The organism is Vibrio sp. KMM 9700, assembly GCF_058545285.1.
The window spans coordinates 2065163-2087298 of sequence record NZ_CM178589.1 but is presented as its reverse complement, the minus strand read 5'-3'; the positions used below and the strand labels follow the sequence as shown (position 1 = coordinate 2087298).

The 22136-nt window shown below is 41.9% G+C and carries 19 protein-coding genes; 4 read left to right on the top strand and 15 right to left on the bottom strand.

Annotated elements, in window-relative coordinates; genetic code table 11:
• Positions 1-151: 151 nt before the first annotated feature.
• Entirely contained in the window at positions 152-1861 is a 1710-nt protein-coding gene (locus AC2VOY_RS09330) for an AMP-binding protein (RefSeq protein ID WP_491831061.1), read from the top strand.
• Between the two features lie 187 nt (positions 1862-2048).
• On the opposite strand, the gene fusA is transcribed toward AC2VOY_RS09330, so the two are convergent.
• Positions 2049-4139, bottom strand: a complete 2091-nt coding sequence (gene fusA / locus AC2VOY_RS09325; RefSeq protein ID WP_491831060.1) for an elongation factor G — start codon at positions 4137-4139, stop codon at positions 2049-2051.
• Positions 4140-4470: 331 nt separating this feature from the next.
• Here fusA and mtgA point away from each other — a divergent pair, with 331 nt between their 5' ends.
• Entirely contained in the window at positions 4471-5160 is a 690-nt protein-coding gene (gene mtgA, locus AC2VOY_RS09320; protein WP_491831059.1) for a monofunctional biosynthetic peptidoglycan transglycosylase, read from the top strand.
• Positions 5161-5469: 309 nt separating this feature from the next.
• Here the strand turns inward: mtgA and radA are convergent, their stop codons facing one another.
• Together radA and serB are read right to left on the bottom strand one after the other, a co-directional pair.
• Positions 5470-6870, bottom strand: a complete 1401-nt coding sequence (gene radA, locus AC2VOY_RS09315; RefSeq protein ID WP_491831058.1) for a DNA repair protein RadA — start codon at positions 6868-6870, stop codon at positions 5470-5472.
• A gap of 259 nt (positions 6871-7129) precedes the next feature.
• Positions 7130-8089 carry a phosphoserine phosphatase gene (serB, locus tag AC2VOY_RS09310; RefSeq protein ID WP_491831057.1) on the bottom strand — a complete coding sequence of 320 codons (960 nt, stop codon included), beginning with the start codon at positions 8087-8089 and terminating at the stop codon, positions 7130-7132.
• 173 nt (positions 8090-8262) lie between these two features.
• On the opposite strand from serB, the gene AC2VOY_RS09305 reads away from it, so the two are divergent.
• Positions 8263-8889 carry a YtjB family periplasmic protein gene (locus AC2VOY_RS09305; RefSeq protein ID WP_491831055.1) on the top strand — a complete coding sequence of 209 codons (627 nt, stop codon included), beginning with the start codon at positions 8263-8265 and terminating at the stop codon, positions 8887-8889.
• On the opposite strand, the gene AC2VOY_RS09300 is transcribed toward AC2VOY_RS09305, so the two are convergent.
• The 10 genes from AC2VOY_RS09300 to AC2VOY_RS09255 all read right to left on the bottom strand — a co-directional run bounded on the left by AC2VOY_RS09300 (position 8886) and on the right by AC2VOY_RS09255 (position 19166).
• Positions 8886-9176: a hypothetical protein gene (locus AC2VOY_RS09300; protein WP_491831053.1), complete on the bottom strand. Its 291-nt coding sequence runs from the start codon at positions 9174-9176 to the stop codon at positions 8886-8888. The genes AC2VOY_RS09305 and AC2VOY_RS09300 overlap by 4 nt on opposite strands.
• Before the next feature lie 381 nt (positions 9177-9557).
• Positions 9558-10274 (bottom strand): purine-nucleoside phosphorylase, encoded by a 717-nt coding sequence (gene deoD, locus AC2VOY_RS09295; RefSeq protein ID WP_491831052.1) that lies wholly within the window; start codon positions 10272-10274, stop codon positions 9558-9560.
• 168 nt (positions 10275-10442) lie between these two features.
• On the bottom strand, positions 10443-11669 hold the full coding sequence (locus AC2VOY_RS09290; protein ID WP_491831050.1) for a phosphopentomutase: 1227 nt from the start codon (positions 11667-11669) through the stop codon (positions 10443-10445).
• 9 nt (positions 11670-11678) lie between these two features.
• A complete protein-coding gene (gene deoA, locus AC2VOY_RS09285; protein WP_491831049.1) occupies positions 11679-13028 on the bottom strand; it encodes a thymidine phosphorylase in 1350 nt (449 codons plus the stop codon).
• Between the two features lie 80 nt (positions 13029-13108).
• Positions 13109-13882 (bottom strand): deoxyribose-phosphate aldolase, encoded by a 774-nt coding sequence (deoC, locus tag AC2VOY_RS09280; protein WP_491831048.1) that lies wholly within the window; start codon positions 13880-13882, stop codon positions 13109-13111.
• A 394-nt stretch (positions 13883-14276) separates the two neighbouring features.
• Positions 14277-15539, bottom strand: a complete 1263-nt coding sequence (locus AC2VOY_RS09275) for a NupC/NupG family nucleoside CNT transporter (protein WP_491831047.1) — start codon at positions 15537-15539, stop codon at positions 14277-14279.
• A gap of 216 nt (positions 15540-15755) precedes the next feature.
• Positions 15756-16592 carry a TatD family hydrolase gene (locus AC2VOY_RS09270; RefSeq protein ID WP_491831046.1) on the bottom strand — a complete coding sequence of 279 codons (837 nt, stop codon included), beginning with the start codon at positions 16590-16592 and terminating at the stop codon, positions 15756-15758.
• A gap of 9 nt (positions 16593-16601) precedes the next feature.
• Positions 16602-16730, bottom strand: a complete 129-nt coding sequence (locus AC2VOY_RS09265; protein WP_491831045.1) for a DUF5363 family protein — start codon at positions 16728-16730, stop codon at positions 16602-16604.
• Between the two features lie 155 nt (positions 16731-16885).
• Positions 16886-18475: a peptide chain release factor 3 gene (gene prfC, locus AC2VOY_RS09260; protein ID WP_491831044.1), complete on the bottom strand. Its 1590-nt coding sequence runs from the start codon at positions 18473-18475 to the stop codon at positions 16886-16888.
• Positions 18476-18587: 112 nt separating this feature from the next.
• Positions 18588-19166, bottom strand: coding sequence for a TetR/AcrR family transcriptional regulator (locus AC2VOY_RS09255; protein WP_491831043.1), 579 nt, complete (start codon positions 19164-19166; stop codon positions 18588-18590).
• 163 nt (positions 19167-19329) lie between these two features.
• Between AC2VOY_RS09255 and AC2VOY_RS09250 the strand changes: the two genes are divergently transcribed.
• Positions 19330-19869 (top strand): carboxymuconolactone decarboxylase family protein, encoded by a 540-nt coding sequence (locus AC2VOY_RS09250; protein ID WP_491831042.1) that lies wholly within the window; start codon positions 19330-19332, stop codon positions 19867-19869.
• A gap of 138 nt (positions 19870-20007) precedes the next feature.
• Here AC2VOY_RS09250 and AC2VOY_RS09245 read toward each other — a convergent pair whose 3' ends face one another.
• Both AC2VOY_RS09245 and AC2VOY_RS09240 read right to left on the bottom strand, forming a co-directional pair.
• A complete protein-coding gene (locus tag AC2VOY_RS09245; protein ID WP_491831040.1) occupies positions 20008-20199 on the bottom strand; it encodes a hypothetical protein in 192 nt (63 codons plus the stop codon).
• 122 nt (positions 20200-20321) lie between these two features.
• On the bottom strand, positions 20322-22106 hold the full coding sequence (locus tag AC2VOY_RS09240; protein WP_491831038.1) for an ArnT family glycosyltransferase: 1785 nt from the start codon (positions 22104-22106) through the stop codon (positions 20322-20324).
• Between the last annotated feature and the right edge of the window lie 30 nt (positions 22107-22136).

The following is a 22136-nucleotide window of genomic DNA, read 5'->3' as shown; positions in this document are numbered from 1 at the left end:
CTAATCACAACTTAAGACACTAATTTAAGGTTTTTAAATTGCTAAAAGCCTCTACCTAGGTCTATCTTTAACAAAATAATAACAATAGCTTAGTTTAAAAAAAGACCTACAAAACAAGAGGCTAAGCTAGCACATAACAAAAGGATATCATATGCCAGTAGATATGCTCGATACCCAAATGGCGCCACAGCGTCAATATGCACCCTACCCAAATGAAATGATCTTAAAATGGGCACAAGAGCAGCCAAATAAGATCTATCTCAAGCAGCCAATTAATCGTGAATATGTTGAATACAGCTTTGGCGAGGTTGCTGCTAAAGCTTTAAAACTCGTCACCGCGCTCAATGGTCTAGGATTAAAACCTGGCGATAAGATTGCGCTCATATCAAAAAATTGCGCCGAATGGTTTATTACCGATCTCGCCTTTATGCTCGGCGACTTTATCAGTATTCCTATCTTCCCAACTGCTGGTGAAGAAACCATCCAATATTGCATTGACCATAGCGGTGCAAAAGCTTGTATCTGCGGTAAACTCGATGATAAAAAAGCGATCACACAAGTGCTCAATAACAAGCCTGAACTTGTCAGCATAGCTTTTGATTATGACAGTGCGCCTAAGTGTCAATATCAATGGAGCAAACTGATAGAAGGCTCAGCACCCACTGAGTTTCGCGCTGAGCATAATGACGAAAAGCTAATGTCAATTGTTTATACCTCTGGTACTTCAGGCACACCAAAAGGCGCAATGCTCACCTATGGCGCATTTAGTTATGCCTCACAAGCGATCGTAAAACATGTAGGCATGACGGCCTCAGAGGATCGCCTCCTTTCTTATTTACCACTCGCACACATCACTGAACGTGTCTATGTTTTTGGATCATCCATTTTAGGTGGAATTGAAACCGCATTTAGCGAAAGCTTAGATACTTTTATTGAAGATGTGCAAAATCACCGACCTACCTTATTTATTTCAGTGCCAAGGTTATGGGCCCTCTTCCAGCAACGTATCTTAGAGAAAATGCCGCAGCGTAAACTCTCGCTGCTCTTAAAAATCCCTATTCTCAATAACATAGTGAAGAAAAAAATTGTTGCAGGGCTTGGACTTGATAAAGCCCGTGTGCTCGGCTGCGGTAGTGCCCCTGTCTCGCCTGCACTTTTATATTGGTATCAAAGCATTGGCATGGATATAGTTGAAGCTTGGGGGATGACAGAAACCTTTGCCTACAGCACAATTAACTACCCATTTAGAGCCGATAAAATTGGCACTGTTGGTAAACCTGGACTTGGCATTGAAATGCGCCTAGCTGAAGATCATGAAATTATGATCAAAGGCCCAGCTTTATTTAGCGGCTATTATCAAAACGAAGAAGCCACTCGCGAAGCTTTTAATGGCGATTGGTTTCACACTGGCGATATCGGCTCGATTGATGAAGATGGTTATTTCAGTATTGAAGGGCGTAAAAAGGACAGCTTTAAAACCGCAAAAGGTAAGTTTGTTTCCCCTGTCCCGATAGAGAAAAAACTATTTGAACACTCAAGAGTGGAAATGATGTGCTTGATCGGCTCTGGCTTACCTGCACCTATTATCTTAGTGATCCCTCAGCAGTTTAAAAACTTTGATAAAGCAAGGTATGCACGAAAAGCAGAAAAGATCATTCAAGATGTTAACCAAGGCTTAGAGTCGCATGAGAAAATCAAAGGTGCGCTAATGATCAAAGAACCTTGGACGATTGAGAATGGAATCTTAACCCCAACCTTAAAAATTAAACGTCATGTGCTAGAGAAAAAGTACCATGATATCGGCGCGAACTGGCCAAAGGATAAGCTTATTCAGTGGGAAGATGAGTTAGAAGAAATCTAATATATTTGGTGAAGAAAAACATAGACATCCTATGACTTATCTTAGGGTGTCATATGAATTTAGTTAAACAAGATCTATTACTCTAAACAACAAAAAGCCCCCACCAAATACATGGCAGGGGCTTTATTAACTCTTCACTTGAAGTTACAACTTCAATGCTTTTGAGTTAGAAATTGACTTTTAAGAATTACTTCTTGTCAGCTTCTTTTTGTGCTTTAACGTCAGCAATTACTTGCTCTGCTACGTTAGCAGGACATGGTGCGTAGTGTGAGAACTCCATAGAGAACTGACCACGACCAGAAGTCATTGTACGTAGAGAACCGATGTAACCAAACATTTCTGATAGTGGTACGTCAGCTTTGATGCGAACGCCAGTCACGCCAGCTTCTTGGTCTTTGATCATGCCACGACGACGGTTAAGGTCACCGATAACATCACCAACGTGATCTTCTGGAGTGAACACGTCAACTTTCATGATAGGCTCAAGAAGTTGTGCGCCAGCTTTAGGCATAGATTGACGGAATGCACCTTTCGCTGCGATTTCAAATGCTACTGCAGATGAATCCACTGCGTGGAAGCCACCGTCGAATAGTTCAACTTCAACGTCTAGTACTGGGAAACCAGCTAGAACACCTTCGTCCATCATGCCAGCAAAACCTTTTTCGATTGCAGGCCAGAATTCTTTAGGTACGTTACCACCAACAACGCTAGAAGTGAACTTGAAGCCACTACCAACTTCGCCAGGCTTGATACGGTAGTCGATTTTACCGAACTGACCAGAACCACCAGACTGTTTCTTATGCGTGTAGCTATCTTCAACTGCTTGAGTGATAGTTTCACGGTAAGCAACTTGAGGTTGACCAACGATTAGGTCTACACCGTAAGTACGCTTCAAGATGTCAACTTTGATGTCAAGGTGAAGCTCACCCATACCTTTAAGGATAGTTTCGCCACTATCTTCATCAGTCTCAACTTGGAAAGATGGATCTTCTGCAACCATTTTACCGATCGCGATACCCATTTTCTCACTACCGCCTTTATCTTTAGGCTGAACAGCGATTGAGATTACTGGTGTTGGGAATACCATTGGCTCAAGTGTAACTGGGTGTTTTGGATCACATAGCGTGTGACCAGTTTGAACGTTCTTCATACCAACGATAGCGATGATGTCACCCGCTTGTGCTGAAGTAAGTTCTTTACGGTCATCTGCTTGCATCTCAACCATACGGCCAACACGCTCAGTTTTACCAGTAAATGCGTTAAGAATTGTGTCACCTTTGTTCAGTTTACCAGAGTAAATACGAACGAAAGTTAGGGCGCCGAAACGGTCGTCCATGATCTTAAACGCAAGTGCTTTGAATGTTTCGTCAGCAGAAACGATAGCGTGTTCGCCAGTTTCTTCGCCTTCTTCATCCATAAGTGGTTGTGGATCAACTTCAGTTGGAGCTGGTAGGTAATCTACAACAGCGTCAAGAACAAGTTGAACACCTTTGTTTTTAAACGCAGAACCACAGTATGTAGGGAAGAATGCTAGGTCACGAGTACCTTTACGGATACAAGCTTTGATTTGCTCGATAGAAGGTTCTTCGCCTTCCATGTAAGCCATCATTAGTTCATCGTCTTGCTCAACAGCAGTTTCGATTAGCTCTTCACGATATTGCTCAACGTCGTCAACCATGTCCGCAGGAACATCTTTAACTTCGTAGTTTTCTGGAAGACCAGAGTCATCCCATACGTATGCTTTACGAGAAAGAACGTCAACAACACCAACGAATTCGTCTTCGATACCGATTGGTAGAGTCATGATAAGAGGTGTAGCACCTAGTACTTTACGTACTTGCTCAGTTACGCGATAGAAATCAGCACCCATACGGTCTAATTTGTTCACGAAGATGATACGAGATACTTCTGATTCGTTCGCATAGCGCCAGTTTGTTTCTGATTGTGGTTCAACACCACCACTACCACAGAATACACCGATACCGCCATCAAGAACTTTAAGAGAACGATAAACTTCAACTGTGAAGTCAACGTGTCCCGGAGTATCGATAACGTTTAGGCGGTGACCATTCCAGAAACAACTTACTGCTGCTGATTGGATTGTAATACCGCGCTCAGCTTCCTGTTCCATGAAGTCTGTAGTAGATTCACCATCATGTACTTCACCAGTTTTGTGGATAGTACCAGTTAGTTTCAGGATACGTTCAGTAGTGGTAGTTTTACCTGCATCAACGTGCGCAAAAATACCAATGTTTCTGTATTTTGATAAGTCTGTCATTGTCTTACTCTATTGATAGGATATAAAGTTCGCGCAGAGTATACCATATTCTGTCAATACTGATATAACTTGAGCGAAAATGTGTGCAATTTTTTTAGCAAAGTGGCTATTTTTTAGCTTGGCCGCTATTTTCAACTAGATTTGTCCCTTGCGCAACATAAAACAATAAATTTATCTATAAAGAGATGCTTTGACTGTTGATAATCAATAAAAAAGTTGAAAATCCATAAAAAATAACGTGCTTTCGCTCAATAGCCTTCAAGCATGGTAAAGTATAGTCAAAATATATGACCTTTTTTACATTCCTAGATTTTATTTAAAGGAGCTAAATATGATCCGCTGGCTACTAAGCTGGATGCTTAAATTAGTGTTTATGGCAAGTTTAGTTGCTGTGCTTATCACTTTACCGCTCAAAATTATTAATCCCTTTACCTGGAGTTGGCAAATTCAGCGGGCGATTTCACCGCCTGAAGGCTTTCCTGAAAAGTCATTACATAACTGGGTTGATATCGAAGATATATCGAAAAACATGCAGTTGGCTGTCATAGCAGGCGAAGACCAAAAATTCCCGATTCATCCAGGTATAGATTTGGATGCGACCCAGCAAGCCGTCGAAGATTATTTTGCCGGCAAAGGTGCGCGTGGCGCCAGTACGATTACTCAGCAAACGGTCAAAAATTTATATCTTTGGTCGGGAAAAAGTTTAGTTCGAAAGAGTTTGGAAGCTAGTATGAGCTTATTGGTTGAACTTGAATGGAGCAAAACCCGAATTTTAGAGATTTATTTAAATATCGTTGAATTTGGGCCAGGTATTTATGGCGTGGAAGCAGCAAGTCAGCACTTTTTCGGGATCCCTGCGAGCCGTTTAAGCCAGCGTCAAGCCGCCAGTCTTGCTGCTGTACTGCCAAATCCGTACCGCTACAACGTTGCAAAACCAAGCGCTTATCAAAATCGCCGGATTAATTGGATCCAAAAGCAAATGCGTCAGCTTAGTCTTGGTTATTTAAGTAAACTTGATTAAAATCTAGCGGCAAAAAAAAAGCGTATCAACATAATGCTGATACGCAAACATAAACAGAAGGAATATGAAATTAGCAACATAAAACTCAGCAATAGAGAGAAAAAGCTCTATGGAAGAGAGTGTAAACAGATACGAAAAAAGGTACTTACTCAAACTTAAGAGAACTGGAGCCTAAGCTTGTTTAAAACTGGCAATGTATCTGCCTACATTTTATTAGTCCGCAGCAAATACAGAAAGTTCAGAAGTTTTATATATTTTTTAAAATAAATTTTAACTCATTGTTATTTAAGGTATAAATATTCAATAAAATCAGCTCAATTCTTCAAATGCATCAATTGCTTCGGCTAATTTCTTCACCCCGTAGACTTTCACCCCCTCAAAACCACCTTTAGGTAAATTAGCTTCTGGAACAATCGCTTTGGTAAAGCCGTGCTTTTTCGCTTCTAAAAGTCGCTCTTGACCACTTGGTACTGGGCGAATTTCACCAGCAAGACCAACCTCCCCAAAGACCACCACATCTTTCGGCAGAGGTCTGTCTTTAAAGCTTGAAAGCAGCGCCATTAATAGCGCTAAATCTGCGCTCGTTTCAGCCACTTTTACCCCACCGACCACATTCACAAACACATCTTGATCGGCCATTTGTAAACCACCATGTTTATTCAAGATCGCTAGCAGCATGGATAAACGGTTTTGATCAAGGCCAACCGAAACCCGACGTGGGTTGGCTAGTTGTGAGTAATCAACCAAAACTTGGATTTCAACTAAAAGCGGACGCGTGCCTTCCCACACCACCATCACAGAGCTGCCTGAGGTTTGATCTTCACCGCGCGATAAGAAAATTGCAGAAGGGTTTTTGACTTCTTTTAAGCCTTGGCCTGTCATCGCAAACACGCCAAGCTCATTCACCGCGCCAAAACGGTTTTTATGGCTGCGCAAGGTGCGAAAACGGTTATCCGCGCCACCATCGAGTAAGACAGAGCAGTCAATAATATGCTCAAGCACTTTTGGCCCAGCGAGCGTGCCATCTTTGGTCACGTGACCAACAATAAAGACTGCGACATTATTTTGCTTGGCATAACGAGTTAATGTGGTCGCAGACTCACGCACTTGCGAGACACTGCCGGGTGAGGATTGCACATCTTCCACATGCATCACCTGAATCGAGTCGATCACCATGATTTTCGGCTGCTCTTTTTGCGCAATTTGGCAAATTTTATCAACATTGGTTTCAGACAGCATTTTTAAGTTTTCTTTCGGCAAGCCAAGACGTGCGGCGCGCATCGCCACTTGCTGCAAGGACTCTTCACCTGTGACATAAAGGGTTGGCATTTGCTGCGCAAGTAAACACATGGTTTGGAGTAACAGCGTACTTTTACCTGCGCCCGGGTTACCACCAATCAGCACAGCTGCGCCCGGCACAATACCGCCACCTAAAACGCGATCAAACTCTTTAAAGCCTGTTGTAAAACGAGGTACTTCTTGAAGATCGATTTCACTTAAATCTTGCACCCCTGTTTCACCCGCAGCGCCGGCATAACCAGAGGCAGAAGTTGAAGCTAAACGTTCATGGCGCGCCACTTGCGGCGAGGCGGCTAAACGCACTTCGGTGATCGTATTCCAAGCGCGACAAGCACTACACTGCCCCTGCCAACGTGGAAAGTCTGCACCACAATCATTACATACATAAGCACGTTTAGGTTTTGTTGCCATTTTAAGCCTTTATTGGTGATTTAACTTTTGGGTCATTTAAATAGACAAAACCCCCAAGGTATGGGGGCTTAGAATTGATGTATCTATTGCTTATACTCTTCATATTTGAAACTGCAGCGGCGTTAATTGCTCTGCGTCACCCTAGTCACATATTCTTATATGCTCCTAGGGATTCCTTGCTTGTTGCCTTGCTGCAATTCCAACTATTTTGAGTATAGATATGCTTTTTACTTTAGCGAATACTGTATAAAAGATCAAGTTACCAAGAAATTCGCTGCTGCTTGGCAAGTCCTGCCGATAAGATACAAATCACGCCTTTTAAGCTGATTTTATGTAAACAAGTCTGTGTACTAGCGGCCACTTTGGGTTTCGCATGAAAAGCAATCCCAAGTCCGGCTGCATCCATCATGATCAAGTCATTCGCCCCATCACCGACAGCGATCGTGTTGTGCTCTTCAATATCCCAATCATCGATATGTGAGGCAAGTAAATCCGCTTTGGTTTGCGCGCTGACGACATCACCTAACACTTCACCTGTTAACTTGCCATCTTTGATTTCAAGCTCATTGGCAAATGCTGCGTCAAACCCAACGCTTTGTTTGACATGCTCACTAAAGTAAGTAAAACCGCCAGAGGCCAGAACCGACTTCCAACCAAAACTTTGTAAGGTTGCAATTAAAGGTTCTAAATCTTTTGTAAATGGTAAAGTGAGACGCACAGCTTCTAAGATGCCTTCATCTGCACCTTTTAACTGTTGCACGCGGGTACGTAAGCTTTGCTCAAAATCAAGCTGGCCTTGCATTGCGCGTTCAGTCACTTCGGCGACTGCATCGCCAACGCCTGCAAGTTTGGCGATTTCATCAATGCACTCAATTTGAATTGCAGTTGAGTCCATATCCATGATCATTAGGCCAGGTTTTGCCAGATCAGGCAAATGCTCGAGTGACGCGGCTTCAAGCTTAAAGTGATGCGCGAGCGCTTGCAGCTGTTGATCCATCATTCCAGACATAAGCAATACATCCGTATCTGCAACTTTCCAGCAATCTAAAACTTCTAGGTAATGAGGGGTTAAACGTTGCATGCTTGCGATGAGTTCAAGATCGATACTCTCCCCAAATAAAATCCACTGACCTTTTTGCTTTTCAAGGGTAGAAATAAAGCGAGTGTGCGGAAAGCGTTTTAATAGCGAGGTATGGCGGGCGATTTTTAAAGTCTTCACAAGATATCCTTATCAAAAAACGAGTCTCTATAGTTTAAAGCATCTAGATATTTTTTATCACCTTATTTTTTATATAGCTAAAATAATCACTTGGTTTTGCAAAACTATTGCAATTTACAAAGCCTAGATACACACTATACAAGATGATTAAATTGACCTGAATTTGGGATCTTATGCAAACCTCTATCTTTTCTTGGCGCGTCTTTCTACGTATTTGCTTCTTCGTGTTAGCAATTGGGCTATTTGTTGCCACAATCAATAACAGCGTGCTAATCAGTAAAGGCAATGAAAAGATTCAAGCAGCCCAACTTCAAAACTTAACCAATCTTTTAAGCTCGCAAGCGGCGATGTCTGCAGCAACTTTTATCAAGCAAAATGATCAAGATGGTTTGTTTAATTTAGTTAACCAGATTGCCTCAGAAAAACTCGTGACCAATGCGACTGTGTATGACTCACAGGGACGCCCATTGGCTACGAGTTCAAATGAATCTGTACGAGAAATGATAGGTTTAGATACACCACTTGGTACTGCTAGCATAGGCCGCCAGCAATTAGTGTCACCTATTTTTAATGACAACAAGCACCAAGTGGGTTTTATTCGAATTAGCTTTGAACGCGGCTTAGTCACCGCAACCTCAGATCACTACTATCGTAATAGTGATCATCTGATGTATTTGATGATTATTATGAGCTTCATCTCTGGTATTTCAATGACCTTGATTGGTCTTGGCAAGTATCGAACCAAAGCTGAAACTCAGCTGTTAAAACGTTTGAATTTGGTGCGTAGACTGCGCACTTAAGCACCTTTGCCATTCCCATTATTACCTTGATTAAATGGTAAGATATAGCTCATATAGCCTTGATCCCACTGATTTTTAATCATCTGCTCTTTCGGGTGCCCTTGGCATTGGTTAATATAAACTAAGCCTTTACGCCCTTCTTCATAAGCCTGATAGATATTACATTCTTGTGCGTAGTTGGTTTGAGCTAAAAGCTGCTCGCCTTGTTTAGCTTGATTTAAACTAAGTTGGGTTTGACTACATGCGCTCAATCCAAGCACTACGATGGTGATGCTTATTATTTTCATAACCTAGCCTCTCTTGTTTAACTGTATTTCAAGTCTATAAAACAAAAGATTTTTTCACCTTTAAATAAAGCGCCTAAGTTTCTTAAATTTAAGAAGCGACACAAAAACGATGGCTTAAATGTACTTATATATTAGTTTTCAAAGCGCAAACTTGAAAAAGATATATTTCAGGTCTAATCAATCTAGCCCTTTCACCTCAAATTATCCCATCAAATGAACTAACTCTCTGCTTAAGTTCAAATACTTATTTTTTTGAATGATTTAACTAGCCGTTTTTTCATCAATAATCCAGTTTTCAGATAATAAAAAAGCCACAGCAAAATGGACTGTGGCTTCTCTTTTATTTGTTTATTGGATAACTCGCGTTGTTATCGCTAAAACTTATTTATCACCAAGCAATACAGAATCAAGCGCAATGTTGATCATGTCATTGAAGGTTGTAGCACGCTCATCAGATGTGGTTTGCTCACCTGTTTTGATGTGATCCGATACAGTACAAATCGCCATTGCTTTTGCGCCGTATTCAGCTGCAACACCATAGATGCCAGCCGCTTCCATTTCAACACCAAGAATGCCATATTTAGCCATCACGTCGAACATGTCTGGATCTGGCGTGTAGAAAAGATCTGCTGAGAATAAGTTACCAACTTTCACGTCTACATTGCGCTCTTTCGCTGCATCTACTGCATTTTTAACTAGATCGTAATCTGCAATGGCTGCAAAGTCGTGATCTTTAAAGCGTAAGCGGTTTACTTTTGAATCTGTACATGCACCCATACCGATCACGACATCACGCAGTTTGATATCTTCACGTACTGCGCCACAGCTGCCCACACGGATAATGGTTTTTACGCCATAGTCTTTGATAAGCTCTGTCACATAAATAGAACAAGAAGCGATACCCATGCCGTGGCCCATAACTGAAACTTTACGGCCTTTGTAAGTACCTGTGTAACCAAACATGTTACGTACATTACAAACTTGCTTTGCATCATCGAGGAAGTTTTCTGCGATGTATTGTGCGCGAAGCGGGTCGCCAGGCATTAAAACAACGTCAGCGAAATCACCCATTTCAGCGTTAATATGTGGAGTAGCCATATTTATTCCTTTGTGTTCTTTTCATTAAAAGTATTTAATTGATTATGCTTTGTTCTGTGAATCTAAGCACAATCAATTTGCTAGCCTAATACAAATTCAACCTAGCTGTTTATTCAACTTAACTCTATCTAATCTCAAGCGATACAAGCTAAAGATTATAGGTTTGATTTATTTCAAAAACGATTTTCCATAATCCATTGCGCTTACATCAAAGTAAGTTGCAAGGCTTTGACCGATATCGGCAAAGGTATCACGGCGGCCTAATGAACCAGTCTCTACAGCATTCCCATACACTAGTACAGGGATATGCTCACGAGTGTGGTCTGTCCCTTCCCATGTTGGATCGCAGCCGTGATCAGCTGTTAGGATAAGCAAATCATCTTGCTCTAAAATCGCTAGAATCTCAGGCAAACGTGAATCAAAATACTCAAGCGCCGCAGCATAACCTGCCACATCACGACGGTGGCCATAATGCGAGTCAAAATCAACGAAGTTGGTAAAGATAATGGTGTTATCTGTTTTCGCTGTTTTAATTTGCTCAAGCGTTGCATCGAAAAGATCTGGCAGACCTGATTTTTTGATCTTCTGCGTGATGCCACAATGAGCATAGATATCAGCAATTTTACCAATTGAAATCACTTCGCCTTGCTTTTCTTCAACCAGCTTTTGCAGCACAGTTGGCGCTGGCGGCTCAACAGATAAATCACGACGGTTACCAGTACGCTCAAAACTGCCTGCTTTGTCACCAACAAATGGACGCGCAATCACTCGGCCGATATTATAATCTTCAAGCTCTTCACGAACGATTTGGCAAAGTTCTAGTAAGTTATCTAAGCCGTATGTTTCTTCATGACAAGCAATCTGAAACACAGAATCAGCCGATGTATAAAAAATTGGCTTGCCCGTTTGCATGTGCGCTTCGCCTAAGTCATCAAGCACTTGTGTCCCTGATGCGTGGCAATTACCTAAATAACCAGGTAGGTTTGCACGTTTTACAATGCGATCTAATAGCTCTTGTGGGAAGCTGTTGGTTTTCTCAGTGAAATAGCCCCAATCAAACAACACAGGCACACCAGCAATTTCCCAGTGCCCTGACGGGGTATCTTTGCCAGAAGAAAGCTCAGCTGCATGCCCATAAGCACCAATAATTTCAGGGTTCGCTTCAAGGCCTTGTGGCAAACTGCCAGTGGACTCTTTTGCAGCTAGACCAAGACCTAATTTAGATAAGTTTGGCAGTTTTAGCTCGCCGCTACGCTTATCGTTATCAGCAAGGCCTTGTGCACATTGCTGCGCGATATGGCCTAAAGTATCTGAGCCGACATCACCAAATTTATCCGCATCTTGGGTTGCACCAATTCCAAAAGAATCGAGTACGAGTATGATTGCACGTTTCATTGCATCTCCTTAAGCGAGATCGGTCGCTCGAATATATTTTAAAACAGCTGGCGTGGCTTGATAGTCTGCGTCGTTGATTTCAACTGCCGCTTTCAATGCTTGTGCTGCCTGCTGCCATTGTTCTTCGGTTTGCGCATGGATCACTGCAAGTGGTGTACTGGCATCAATCTTGTCGCCAAGGCGCGCAAAGTCACTAAAGCCAACCGCATAATCTAACGTATCGCTTGGTTTAGAACGTCCACCACCCATTTTGACCACTGCCATACCAATTGCTTGGGTATCCATTGCATTTAAATTGCCAAATACTTCACTATAAACTGGACGAATAATTTGCGCTTTAGGTAAGTAAGCATCGTAATTTTGCATGAAATCACTTGGCCCACCCAAGGCTTCAACCATCTTGCCAAAGCATGCTGCCGCGCTGCCATCTTCAAGCGCAGCATTTAGTTTTGCCATCGCTTGGTCTTGATCATCGGCAAGCTTTGCTAAGATCAGCATCTCACTTGCAAGCGCCATGGTCACTTCATATAAACGCGGGTTGCGCAGTTCACGCGCGTTAACCGCTTCGCAATTTAAAAAGCGTACCGCTTCACGCACTTCCACCGCATTGCCAGCACTTGAAGCAAGCACTTGATTCATATCAGTGAGCATCGCTGTGGTATTCGTGCCCGCGCCATTGGCAACTGAGGCTATCGACTCAGCAAGTTCGATGGATGCTTCATCGGTTGGCATAAATGCGCCCGAGCCAAATTTCACATCCATAACTAAAGACTCAAGCCCTGCGGCGAGTTTTTTAGACAAGATAGATGCGGTAATCAATGAAATTTCATCCACTGTTGCCGTCACATCACGCGTCGCATAAACTTTTTTATCTGCTGGCGCCAAGTCACCGGTTTGACCAATAATCGCCACCCCGGCAGCCTTCACTACATCAGCAAAAGTTTGATTGCTTGGCATGATGTTATAGCCTGGAATCGACTCAAGCTTATCCAGTGTGCCGCCAGTATGACCTAGACCTTTGCCTGAGATCATCGGTACATAACCGCCACATGCCGCAACCAAAGGCCCAAGCATTAAAGAGGTCACATCGCCAACGCCACCGGTTGAGTGCTTATCGACAATCGGCCCATCAAACTGGCCTTGCCAATCTAAAGTCATGCCAGAATCACGCATGGCACATGTCAGCGCAATACGTTCATCCATGTTCATTTTTTGAAAGTAAATCGCCATCGCAAAGGCTGCGATTTGACCTTCGGAAACTGTTTCGTTTGCCACGCCTTGGATAAAGAAATTAATTTCTTCAGAGGTGAGCGTATGACCATCTCTTTTTTTTCGGATGATTTCTTGAGGTAAATACATACTGTTAATCTCTCGAAGTGAGCTGTTAAACATGATAAAGGCTACAACAAACAAGCTGCTGTAGCCTTAGATCTCAAGAATTAATAGCCGCCTTGCGCCGCTTCTTCGCCTTCACCTAGCGTATGCAATAGGTTTGCAAGTAGGCTTGATGCGCCAAAGCGATAGTGCATTTTATCAGCCCAATCCGCGCCTAGGGTTTCATCAGCCATTGCAAGATAAGCTTTCGCATCTTCAGCCGTACGTACACCACCTGCTGGTTTAAAACCAACTTTGTCTGCTACGCCCATTTCTTTGATCACATTTAGCATGATTTGCGCAGATTCAGGAGTTGCGTTCACTGGCACTTTACCTGTTGATGTTTTGATAAAGTCAGCGCCAGCTTCAATCGCAATTTGTGAAGCACGCTTGATTAGTGCTTCTTCTTTTAGCTCACCCGTTTCGATGATAACTTTAAGCAAAATGTCACCGCATGCTTCTTTACATTGTTTCACAAGCTCAAAGCCTGTTTTCTCATCACCAGCAATCAGTGTGCGGTAAGGGAAAACAACGTCTACTTCGTCTGCGCCATAAGCGACAGCTGCTTTGGTTTCAGCAACGGCGATTTCGATGTCATCGTTACCGTGTGGGAAGTTTGTGACTGTTGCAATGCGGATTTCTGGAGTGCCTTGTTCACGTAGCGTTTTTTTCGCAATTGGGATAAAACGTGGGTAGATGCAGATAGCAGCAGTGTTACCAACTGGTGATTTTGCAGCTTTGCAAAGATCGATCACCTTTTGATCTGTATCGTCATCATTTAAAGTGGTTAGATCCATTAATTGTAGGGCACGTAAAGCTGCTGCTTTTAAATCGCTCATTTCTTTTCTTTCTCCGAAAATAAAAATAGTCTACATCCAAGTATAGGCCATCGCTCACTTGGTGTTTGAAATGAACGGACTTGGTTCCTTGAAGACTCAGAACATGAATATTGGATTCACGTCTAATTGCTATCCTTGTCACCGCATTTTTTTAGATTGAATTTGCTCGCTATGATTGAGTTCAAGCTAAAAACATCTAAAGATGCATATGCATAAAAAGAGACTAAATTGTGATATAGCTCTCTTTTTATGATAATGCAGTTTAACATTTGCTTCAAAAAATTCGACTTAGTTTTATAAAGCAAACGTTTTACTTCTCAGTTTTTTACAAATAAAAAAGCCGCAACTGTAAAAGCTGCGGCATTTCGTTGTTCGTTATGGATAACGACTAGGATTACATTCCTTGTAAGCTAAGGAAGAAACCTGCAATTGTTGCTGCCATAAGGTTAGATAGTGTACCAGCTGCAATCGCTTTCATACCCATACGTGCGATATCAGAGCGACGGCTTGGTGCTAGACCACCTAGACCACCAAGTAGGATTGCGATTGAAGAAAGGTTCGCAAAACCACAAAGTGCAAATGAGATGATTGCTTTAGTTTTCTCAGAAAGAACAATCTCAGCACCGTCTTTTAGAAGTGGTGCAAAGTTAGAGTAAGCAACAAATTCATTTAGAACTGTTTTTTGACCGATGAAAGTACCAGCAGTCATTGCTTCAGACCAAGGCACACCGATTAACCATGCTAGTGGAGCAAATACATAACCAAGGATAAGTTCCATGCTTAGCTCAGGCATACCGAACCAGTTACCCACGCCACCTAAGATGCCGTTAACAAGCGCGATAAGACCAACGAAAGCAAGAAGCATTGCGCCAACGTTTAGAGCAAGAGATAAACCTGATGATGCGCCGCCTGCTGCTGCGTCAATCACGTTTGCTGGTTTGTCTTCTTCATCAACTAAACCTTCGATTTGCTCGATTGGCTCACCTGTCTCAGGTTTGATGATTTTAGCAAACAATAGACCGCCTGGTGCTGCCATGAAAGATGCTGCGATAAGGTACTCAAGCGGTACGCCCATTGCTGCGTAACCTGCCATAACGCCACCAGCAACAGATGCTAGACCACCACACATTACTGCGAATAGTTCTGACTCTGTCATTTTTGGAACGAAAGGACGCACAACAAGTGGTGCTTCAGTTTGACCAACGAAGATGTTTGCTGTTGCAGACATAGATTCCGCGCGAGATGTGCCTAAGACTTTTTGCAATGCACCACCAAGAACCTTGATGACAAGTTGCATCACGCCGATGTAATACAATACCGAAATAAGTGCAGAGAAGAAAATGATAGTCGGTAGTACTTTAAATGCGAAGATGAAACCACCGCCGCCGAATACTTCGAACATTTTATCAGAAACTAGGCCGCCAAAAATGAATCCAATACCTTCGTTACCAAAATCGATAACGTATTGAACACCATTTGTCATAGCATTTAGTACATCTTTACCCCAAGGGATATAAAGAACAAATGCACCCAAAAAGAATTGAATAGCAAATGCACCACCTACAGTGCGTAAGTTTATTGCTTTACGGTTGTCAGATAAAAGTACAGCTAAAAATAGCAGCGCAATCATACCAACAAGGCTCATAACCAGGCTCATGGTTTGTATCCTTATTTATTGTAAGTTTCTTGTGTAAATAAAATGTTATAGAACACATCTAAAAATTCGCGCTAATTATACGCATATAAAAAATAAAAAATACCTCTGAAATCACATTTAACCATGAAAAAAGATGATAATTTGCATTTTTTCGTGACAAATACTAAGAAGCACGAGCGATCAAGCAATCGTTTACCTTAACAGGTTAACAAAATGTTACACCAACTGAAACAAACGTTTGCTATTTTCGAGTAGTTTTTGCTGCAACTGAACTTCTTCCATCTCGTCATATTGAGTGACTAAATGGTAAAGGGCATCAAATATTTTGGGGATATGGTAAGAATGGTTGGTTTGGCCTTGATAACCACTTATCGGCATATCAGGCGCATCGGTTTCAAGAACGAGCGCATCAAGTGGTAAACGTGAAACTGTTGAACGCGTTTTTTGCGCCCTTTCATAGGTGATCACCCCGCCAACGCCAATATGAAAACCAAGATCGATAAAAGCCATCGCTTCTTGGAAACTGCCTGAAAAGCCATGAATCACGCCCTGATTGACCTTTTTACGACGTAAAATTTTTAGCACTTCATTATGGCTTTTATGACTATGGATGATTAAAGGTAAGCCAAAAAATTTAGCTAAATCAACTTGACCTTCAAATAGAGTATATTGCTTTTGAATTAAACTAGGGGTGAGCATTTCGCTATGATGCTGAAAATCTAGGCCGCATTCACCAATCGCAACACATTTAGAAGAATGATCGGCAGTGCGAGCTTGAAGTTTGGTGATTTGACTTGCGAGATCTTCGAGATCGCTCGATTTATGCATATCATTAAAATAAGGATGCATCCCGAAAGAGCAATAAACTCCTGCAAATTTATCCGATAAACCTAATACTTTTTGCCAGTTATTTTTAGCGATACTGGGCACACAGATTAACTTCACGCCAACCTCTGCAGCATCATTTACTTCTTGTGCTTGCTGATGTTGAAACGCCTCAAAATCTAGGTGGCAATGCGTATCAAAGTATTTAATATCTTGATCAAAATTCACAGTAAGTGTTTACTCCCGACTCGGATCTTTCTTATAAGGCACACATGAGCGCTTTTTCTCTGCAGTTAACCCCATCTCATCACACCATTTATCATAACGAGCAAGATAAACTTTTAGCTTTTCGATCAATCTTTTCATTTATCTTCCTATTTATCTCAACCCCAAATAGTGGCGATAAGCCTGCTTAAAAAAGCTTCTAATTAAATATAAAACCTTAATTTTAGGGATAAATAAAGAAAAACGAGATCCTAGGACCTCGCTTTGTGTTTGTTGTGTGAGCTAGATAGCCTTTCTTAGTGTTCGCGTGTCGCCCTGAACTCAACTTCTGGGAAGCGCTCCTGCGCTAAGTTAAGATTGACCATGGTCGGTGCGATATAAGTCAGGTTATCCCCGCCATCAAGTGCGAGGTTGCTTTGGTTCTTACGTTGGAACTCATCCAGCTTCTTACCATCGCTACATTCAACCCAACGCGCAGTCGCCACGTTAACGCCTTCATAAATGGCTTCAACTTTATATTCAGCTTTCAAACGTGCAACAACCACATCAAACTGCAGCACACCAACGGCGCCAACAATCAAATCATTGTTTTGCAATGGACGGAAAACCTGCACCGCGCCTTCTTCTGACAGTTGAACCAAGCCTTTTAGTAGCTGCTTTTGCTTCAACGGATCTTTGAGGCGAATGCGGCGGAATAATTCTGGCGCAAAGTTTGGAATACCTGCAAATTTAAGGCTTTCACCTTGGGTAAAGGTATCACCAATTTGAATCGTGCCGTGGTTATGCAAGCCTATAATATCACCAGCATAAGCATGCTCCGCGCGTGAGCGATCCCCTGCCATAAAGGTTACCGCATCCGAAATATTCACGTTTTTACCCGTACGTACATGATTCATTTTCATGCCTTGGGTATAAGTACCTGAAACAATGCGCATAAATGCGATACGGTCACGGTGTTTTGGATCCATATTGGCTTGAATTTTAAATACAAAACCAGAGAATTTTTCTTCTGTTGCGACGACTTCACGCTCATTCGCTTGGCGAGCCATTGGCGCGGGTGCCCACTCAGTTAAGCCATCAAGCATATGATCGACACCAAAGTTACCTAGTGCAGTACCGAAGAAAACTGGCGTGAGCTCACCGGCAAGGAAAAGCTCTTGGTCAAACTCATGCGATGCCCCAATCACAAGTTCAAGCTCTTCACGCAACTGCTCGGCTAAATCTTCACCGATTGCTGTATCAAGCTCAGGATTATCTAAACCCTTGATAATGCGCTGCTCTTGGATCGTATGCCCTTGGCCTGTGCTATATAAAATGGTTTCATCACGATGGATGTGATACACACCTTTAAACTCTTTCCCACAGCCAATCGGCCAAGAAATAGGCGCGCAAGCCATCTTCAACTCACTTTCCACTTCATCCAAAAGATCCATAGGATCGCGGATATCACGGTCAAGTTTGTTCATAAAAGTAACGATTGGCGTATCACGCAGGCGGGTAACTTCCATCAGTTTACGGGTACGATCTTCGACACCTTTTGCTGCGTCAATTACCATTAGGCAAGAATCCACAGCTGTTAGCGTACGATAAGTATCTTCCGAGAAGTCTTCGTGTCCTGGGGTATCAAGAAGGTTAACTAAGCATTCGTTATAAGGAAACTGCATCACAGATGTGGTCACAGAGATACCACGTTCTTTTTCCATTTCCATCCAGTCTGATTTTGCATGCTGAGCGCTACCACGGCCTTTAACTGTACCCGCAGTTTGAATCGCTTGTCCGAATAATAAAACTTTTTCGGTGATGGTTGTTTTACCCGCATCCGGGTGCGAGATAATCGCAAAAGTACGGCGTTTACCGACTTCTTGTAAAAAAGGAGAATTTGACATGAATTTGGCTCAAAATAGTAGTCGGCGATCGAGACAAGAGCGCTCAAGTGCCTTGAAAAATTGTTGCTATTTTACCTGTCTAAATAAAATAGGCAAATATTAGTCATTTTGCTTACAGGCTTGCAAATACTTGCTCAATCATCTGCTTAATTAAGTCTTTATCTTGCTGCAATTTGTTATAGGTTCTAAGGCCTGCGATCTGGACTTGAAAGTAACGCGCGAGCTGCTTGGGATCTTTCTCTTTATTTAAGTCACCTTGCGCCTGCGCCGTGGCAAGTAAATCTTCAAACTCAGCCTCGACTTGGCTCAAACTCGCTTTGACCTGATTTAACAAAGCTTGATTTTCAGGAGTGAGTTCTGCAAGTGTTTTCGCCAGCATACAAATACAGCTTGGCGCTTGATCCATGCTGTCTATGACTAAACTTGTGACAAATGCTTTCAAGGCTAAAATTTGATTCGTCTCTTGAGCGCGAAAACTCGCAAGACTTTGCTTGGCTTGCTCAGTGTAAGCCTCAAGGGCTAACTCAAATAAACCTTCTTTGCTTCCAAAAGCCGCATAAATGCTTCCTGGACGCATATCAAGCGCAGTTTGGAGATCGCGCATTGATGTGGCATGAAAACCTTTCTCCCAGAAAAGATTCATTGCCTTAAGGATCACATCTTGGCGATCAAACTTTATACTTTTAGCCATAATTCACGTCTTCTTAGTATATCGATAGAATTTTATTTGAACATTTGTTCAATTATAGCTTGAACGATCGTTCAAAACCAGTTATCTTAAAATCAATCGAGAAAACAGTACAAAATTCAAACCAAAAAAAGAGCTTTTTATTGTAAAGCTAAGGGAGATAGACATGAGTAAGTTTCAAATTCATACGCTAGAATCAGCGCCACAAGAAAGCAAAGCACTCGTTGAGCAATCACAAAAGCAAAATGGCTTTTTGCCAAACCTTCATGGCGTGATGGCCGAAGCACCAGGGCTACTTGAAGGTTATCAAGTGCTACATAAATTATTTAGCGAGTCATCTTTCAATGCTGAAGAGTTAACTGTTGTATGGCAAACAATTAATATTGAACATGAATGTCACTATTGCGTCCCAGCGCATACTGCAATTGCAGGCATGATGAAGGTTGACCCGCAAATTACACAAAGTTTAAGAAGTGGCGAAAAACTAGAAGATGAGAAGTTAGAAGTGTTACGTCAAACCACATTAAGCATGGTACGTAATCGTGGTAAAGTCTCAGATGCTGAAATTGAAACATTTTTTGCGGCAGGTTATAACCAACGTCACTTATTAGAAATCGTACTTGGTTTATCGCAAAAAGTGATGAGTAACTACACCAACCACCTAGCGAAAACACCGATAGATAAAGCATTCAGCAAATTTGCTTAAATTAGCTTTTAATTAAAAATCCACACAAAGGCAATGGATATATAAATTAGCCTCAACTTATTTGCGCTATCCTTATACTGGACGGCAAGCAAATAAGTTGAGGCTTTTTGCTCTTTACAGCTAAAATAATAGAAAGTTTTAATATTGAGAGTTGACCCAATCTCTTAGCGAGGATTTTTCTTTTTCAAATGATTTGATTTTCTTCATCATCACTTTTCCATCGACACAATGGGGGCAATTTGGGATAAAAACTTCATCTGATTCAAAATGATAAACCTCTTCCCAATCACACTTCTCACAATAAAACGTCACATCTCCATAAGGCTCCATGATTTCATCCTTGTATAACTACGCCTATTTTCATAGATATTATATATGATCGAAATCACGATTTAAGCACCTGATGTTTATTTTTTATACTAAATTAATACTTTTGACGCTTTATATCCTCTTTAAAGCAACTCTTTTGGCCAATCACCATAATGTTTTAAGTGATAGCGCCGCTTTTTCTTTGGTGCTTCACAGTTTGGCTGCATAGCCGATTTATCAAACAAAATATAATATTGCCCATAAGCATACCCTGCGACAATCTTTTTACTGCGATCAAAACATTTAAAGTCGAGCTTATTACTGGTAAATATATAGCGGCTTGGATCTTCTTTTAACCATTGCCACGCATTACGTTCTTGCTCTTCCTTTTTATCCAGATAACTAAAGTGAGTCAGATCCATTGGCGCAGCCAGTAAGAACTGCTCTTTAAAACCAAGCATTCCGACTTCATTCTTACCTACTATCTGCTGAACATTTTGCATGACTTTAAAATTATTTGCGCGCATAGGTTCAAGTACTGGCAATAAGACAAATCCATAGACTAGCCAAGTCAGCGCGAACACTTGTCCAAGCTGAACCACGTATCCTTGAGAAGCCTGTTTGAAAATAACCCACCAGCAAAAAAGCCCGATACTAAAGAAAGCTATACCGCCGCTTGAGGCAATCAACCCCATCACTTGAGGATCATTAAGCTCATCAAGCAATATATCCATAACAAAAGGTGCATGGAACATAAAGCACAGGCCGCCCAGAATAAAAATCACAGCCAAGGCATACAAAAGCCCTTTCAAGACCTTATCTGCCCACATAGGAAAACCAAAGTTTGTTAAATAATGACTAACAGCCACGGCTAGCATAGGTAGAGCAGGTAATAGGTATAAACTACGTTTGCCTGGTGTTGCACTAAAAAAGCAAATCACGCACAGCACCCAAATTAAAAGGGCTACAACTATAGGATGTTGCTTCGCATCTTGCCAAAAGGATTTAGCAAATAAAACAAAATAAAGAGGAAACCAAATCGTTGGGATAGTTTTAAGCACAAAGTAATACCAGGGCTGTATATGGTGCCAAGAGTGTGCGTAGCGATCCATGGTTTGACGCAGCAAAATATTATCACGATAAGCAATAAAATCTGGGTTACCTGAATGAGATGCAGCAACAAGCATAGGCACTAGCCAAGCAGCTATCACAGCGAGCATCACCAAGGGGCCAAGCCAAAGCTTTTTAGTGACTGCGCCTTGAAAGTCATGCTTAAACTTAAAGTGCAGCACAAGCACAGGAAGCAAAAAGAAAGCCGGCAAAAAGCCAACCCCTTTAGTGATAACCCCTAGCCCCATAAACCCCCAAGCTGCAAAATACCACTTCCAATTTGGCGCAACAAAAAAGTGGCGCACGAGGCCATACATAGCTAACGTGACCCAGCATGCAAGCATGGCGTCTATCTGAGCGGTTTTAGCTTGAAGAATAAACTGGGGTGCTAGCAAGAGTAACAAACTTGCTAACCGCGCAGTACGTATGTTCCAAAGCTTACTCGTCAAATCATATACGCAAGCTAAAGTGACTAGGCTAAGCAAAGCACTTGGTAGTAAAAATGCAATTTTCATATTACCAAGCAGCCAATACAAAGCGGCAATCGACCACATAAAAAACGGTGGCTTATCTGGGTATAACTCACCGCCACGCATAGGAAATAGCCACTGCCCTGACTGCACCATCTCACGGGCAACTTCGGTAAACCTTGGTTCATCTGCCGGCCAAGGCGTACGATAGCCCATACCAGCAAAAATCAAAACTCCAGCACCAATAAGTAAAAAGATAAGACTTGGCCAATAACTTTCTGAATTCCAATAATGATTATATTTATTCTTTACACAGTTAAAGCTCAGTTTTTTATAAGATTTAAACATTTAATTATTCTTTTATTATAAAGTACAACA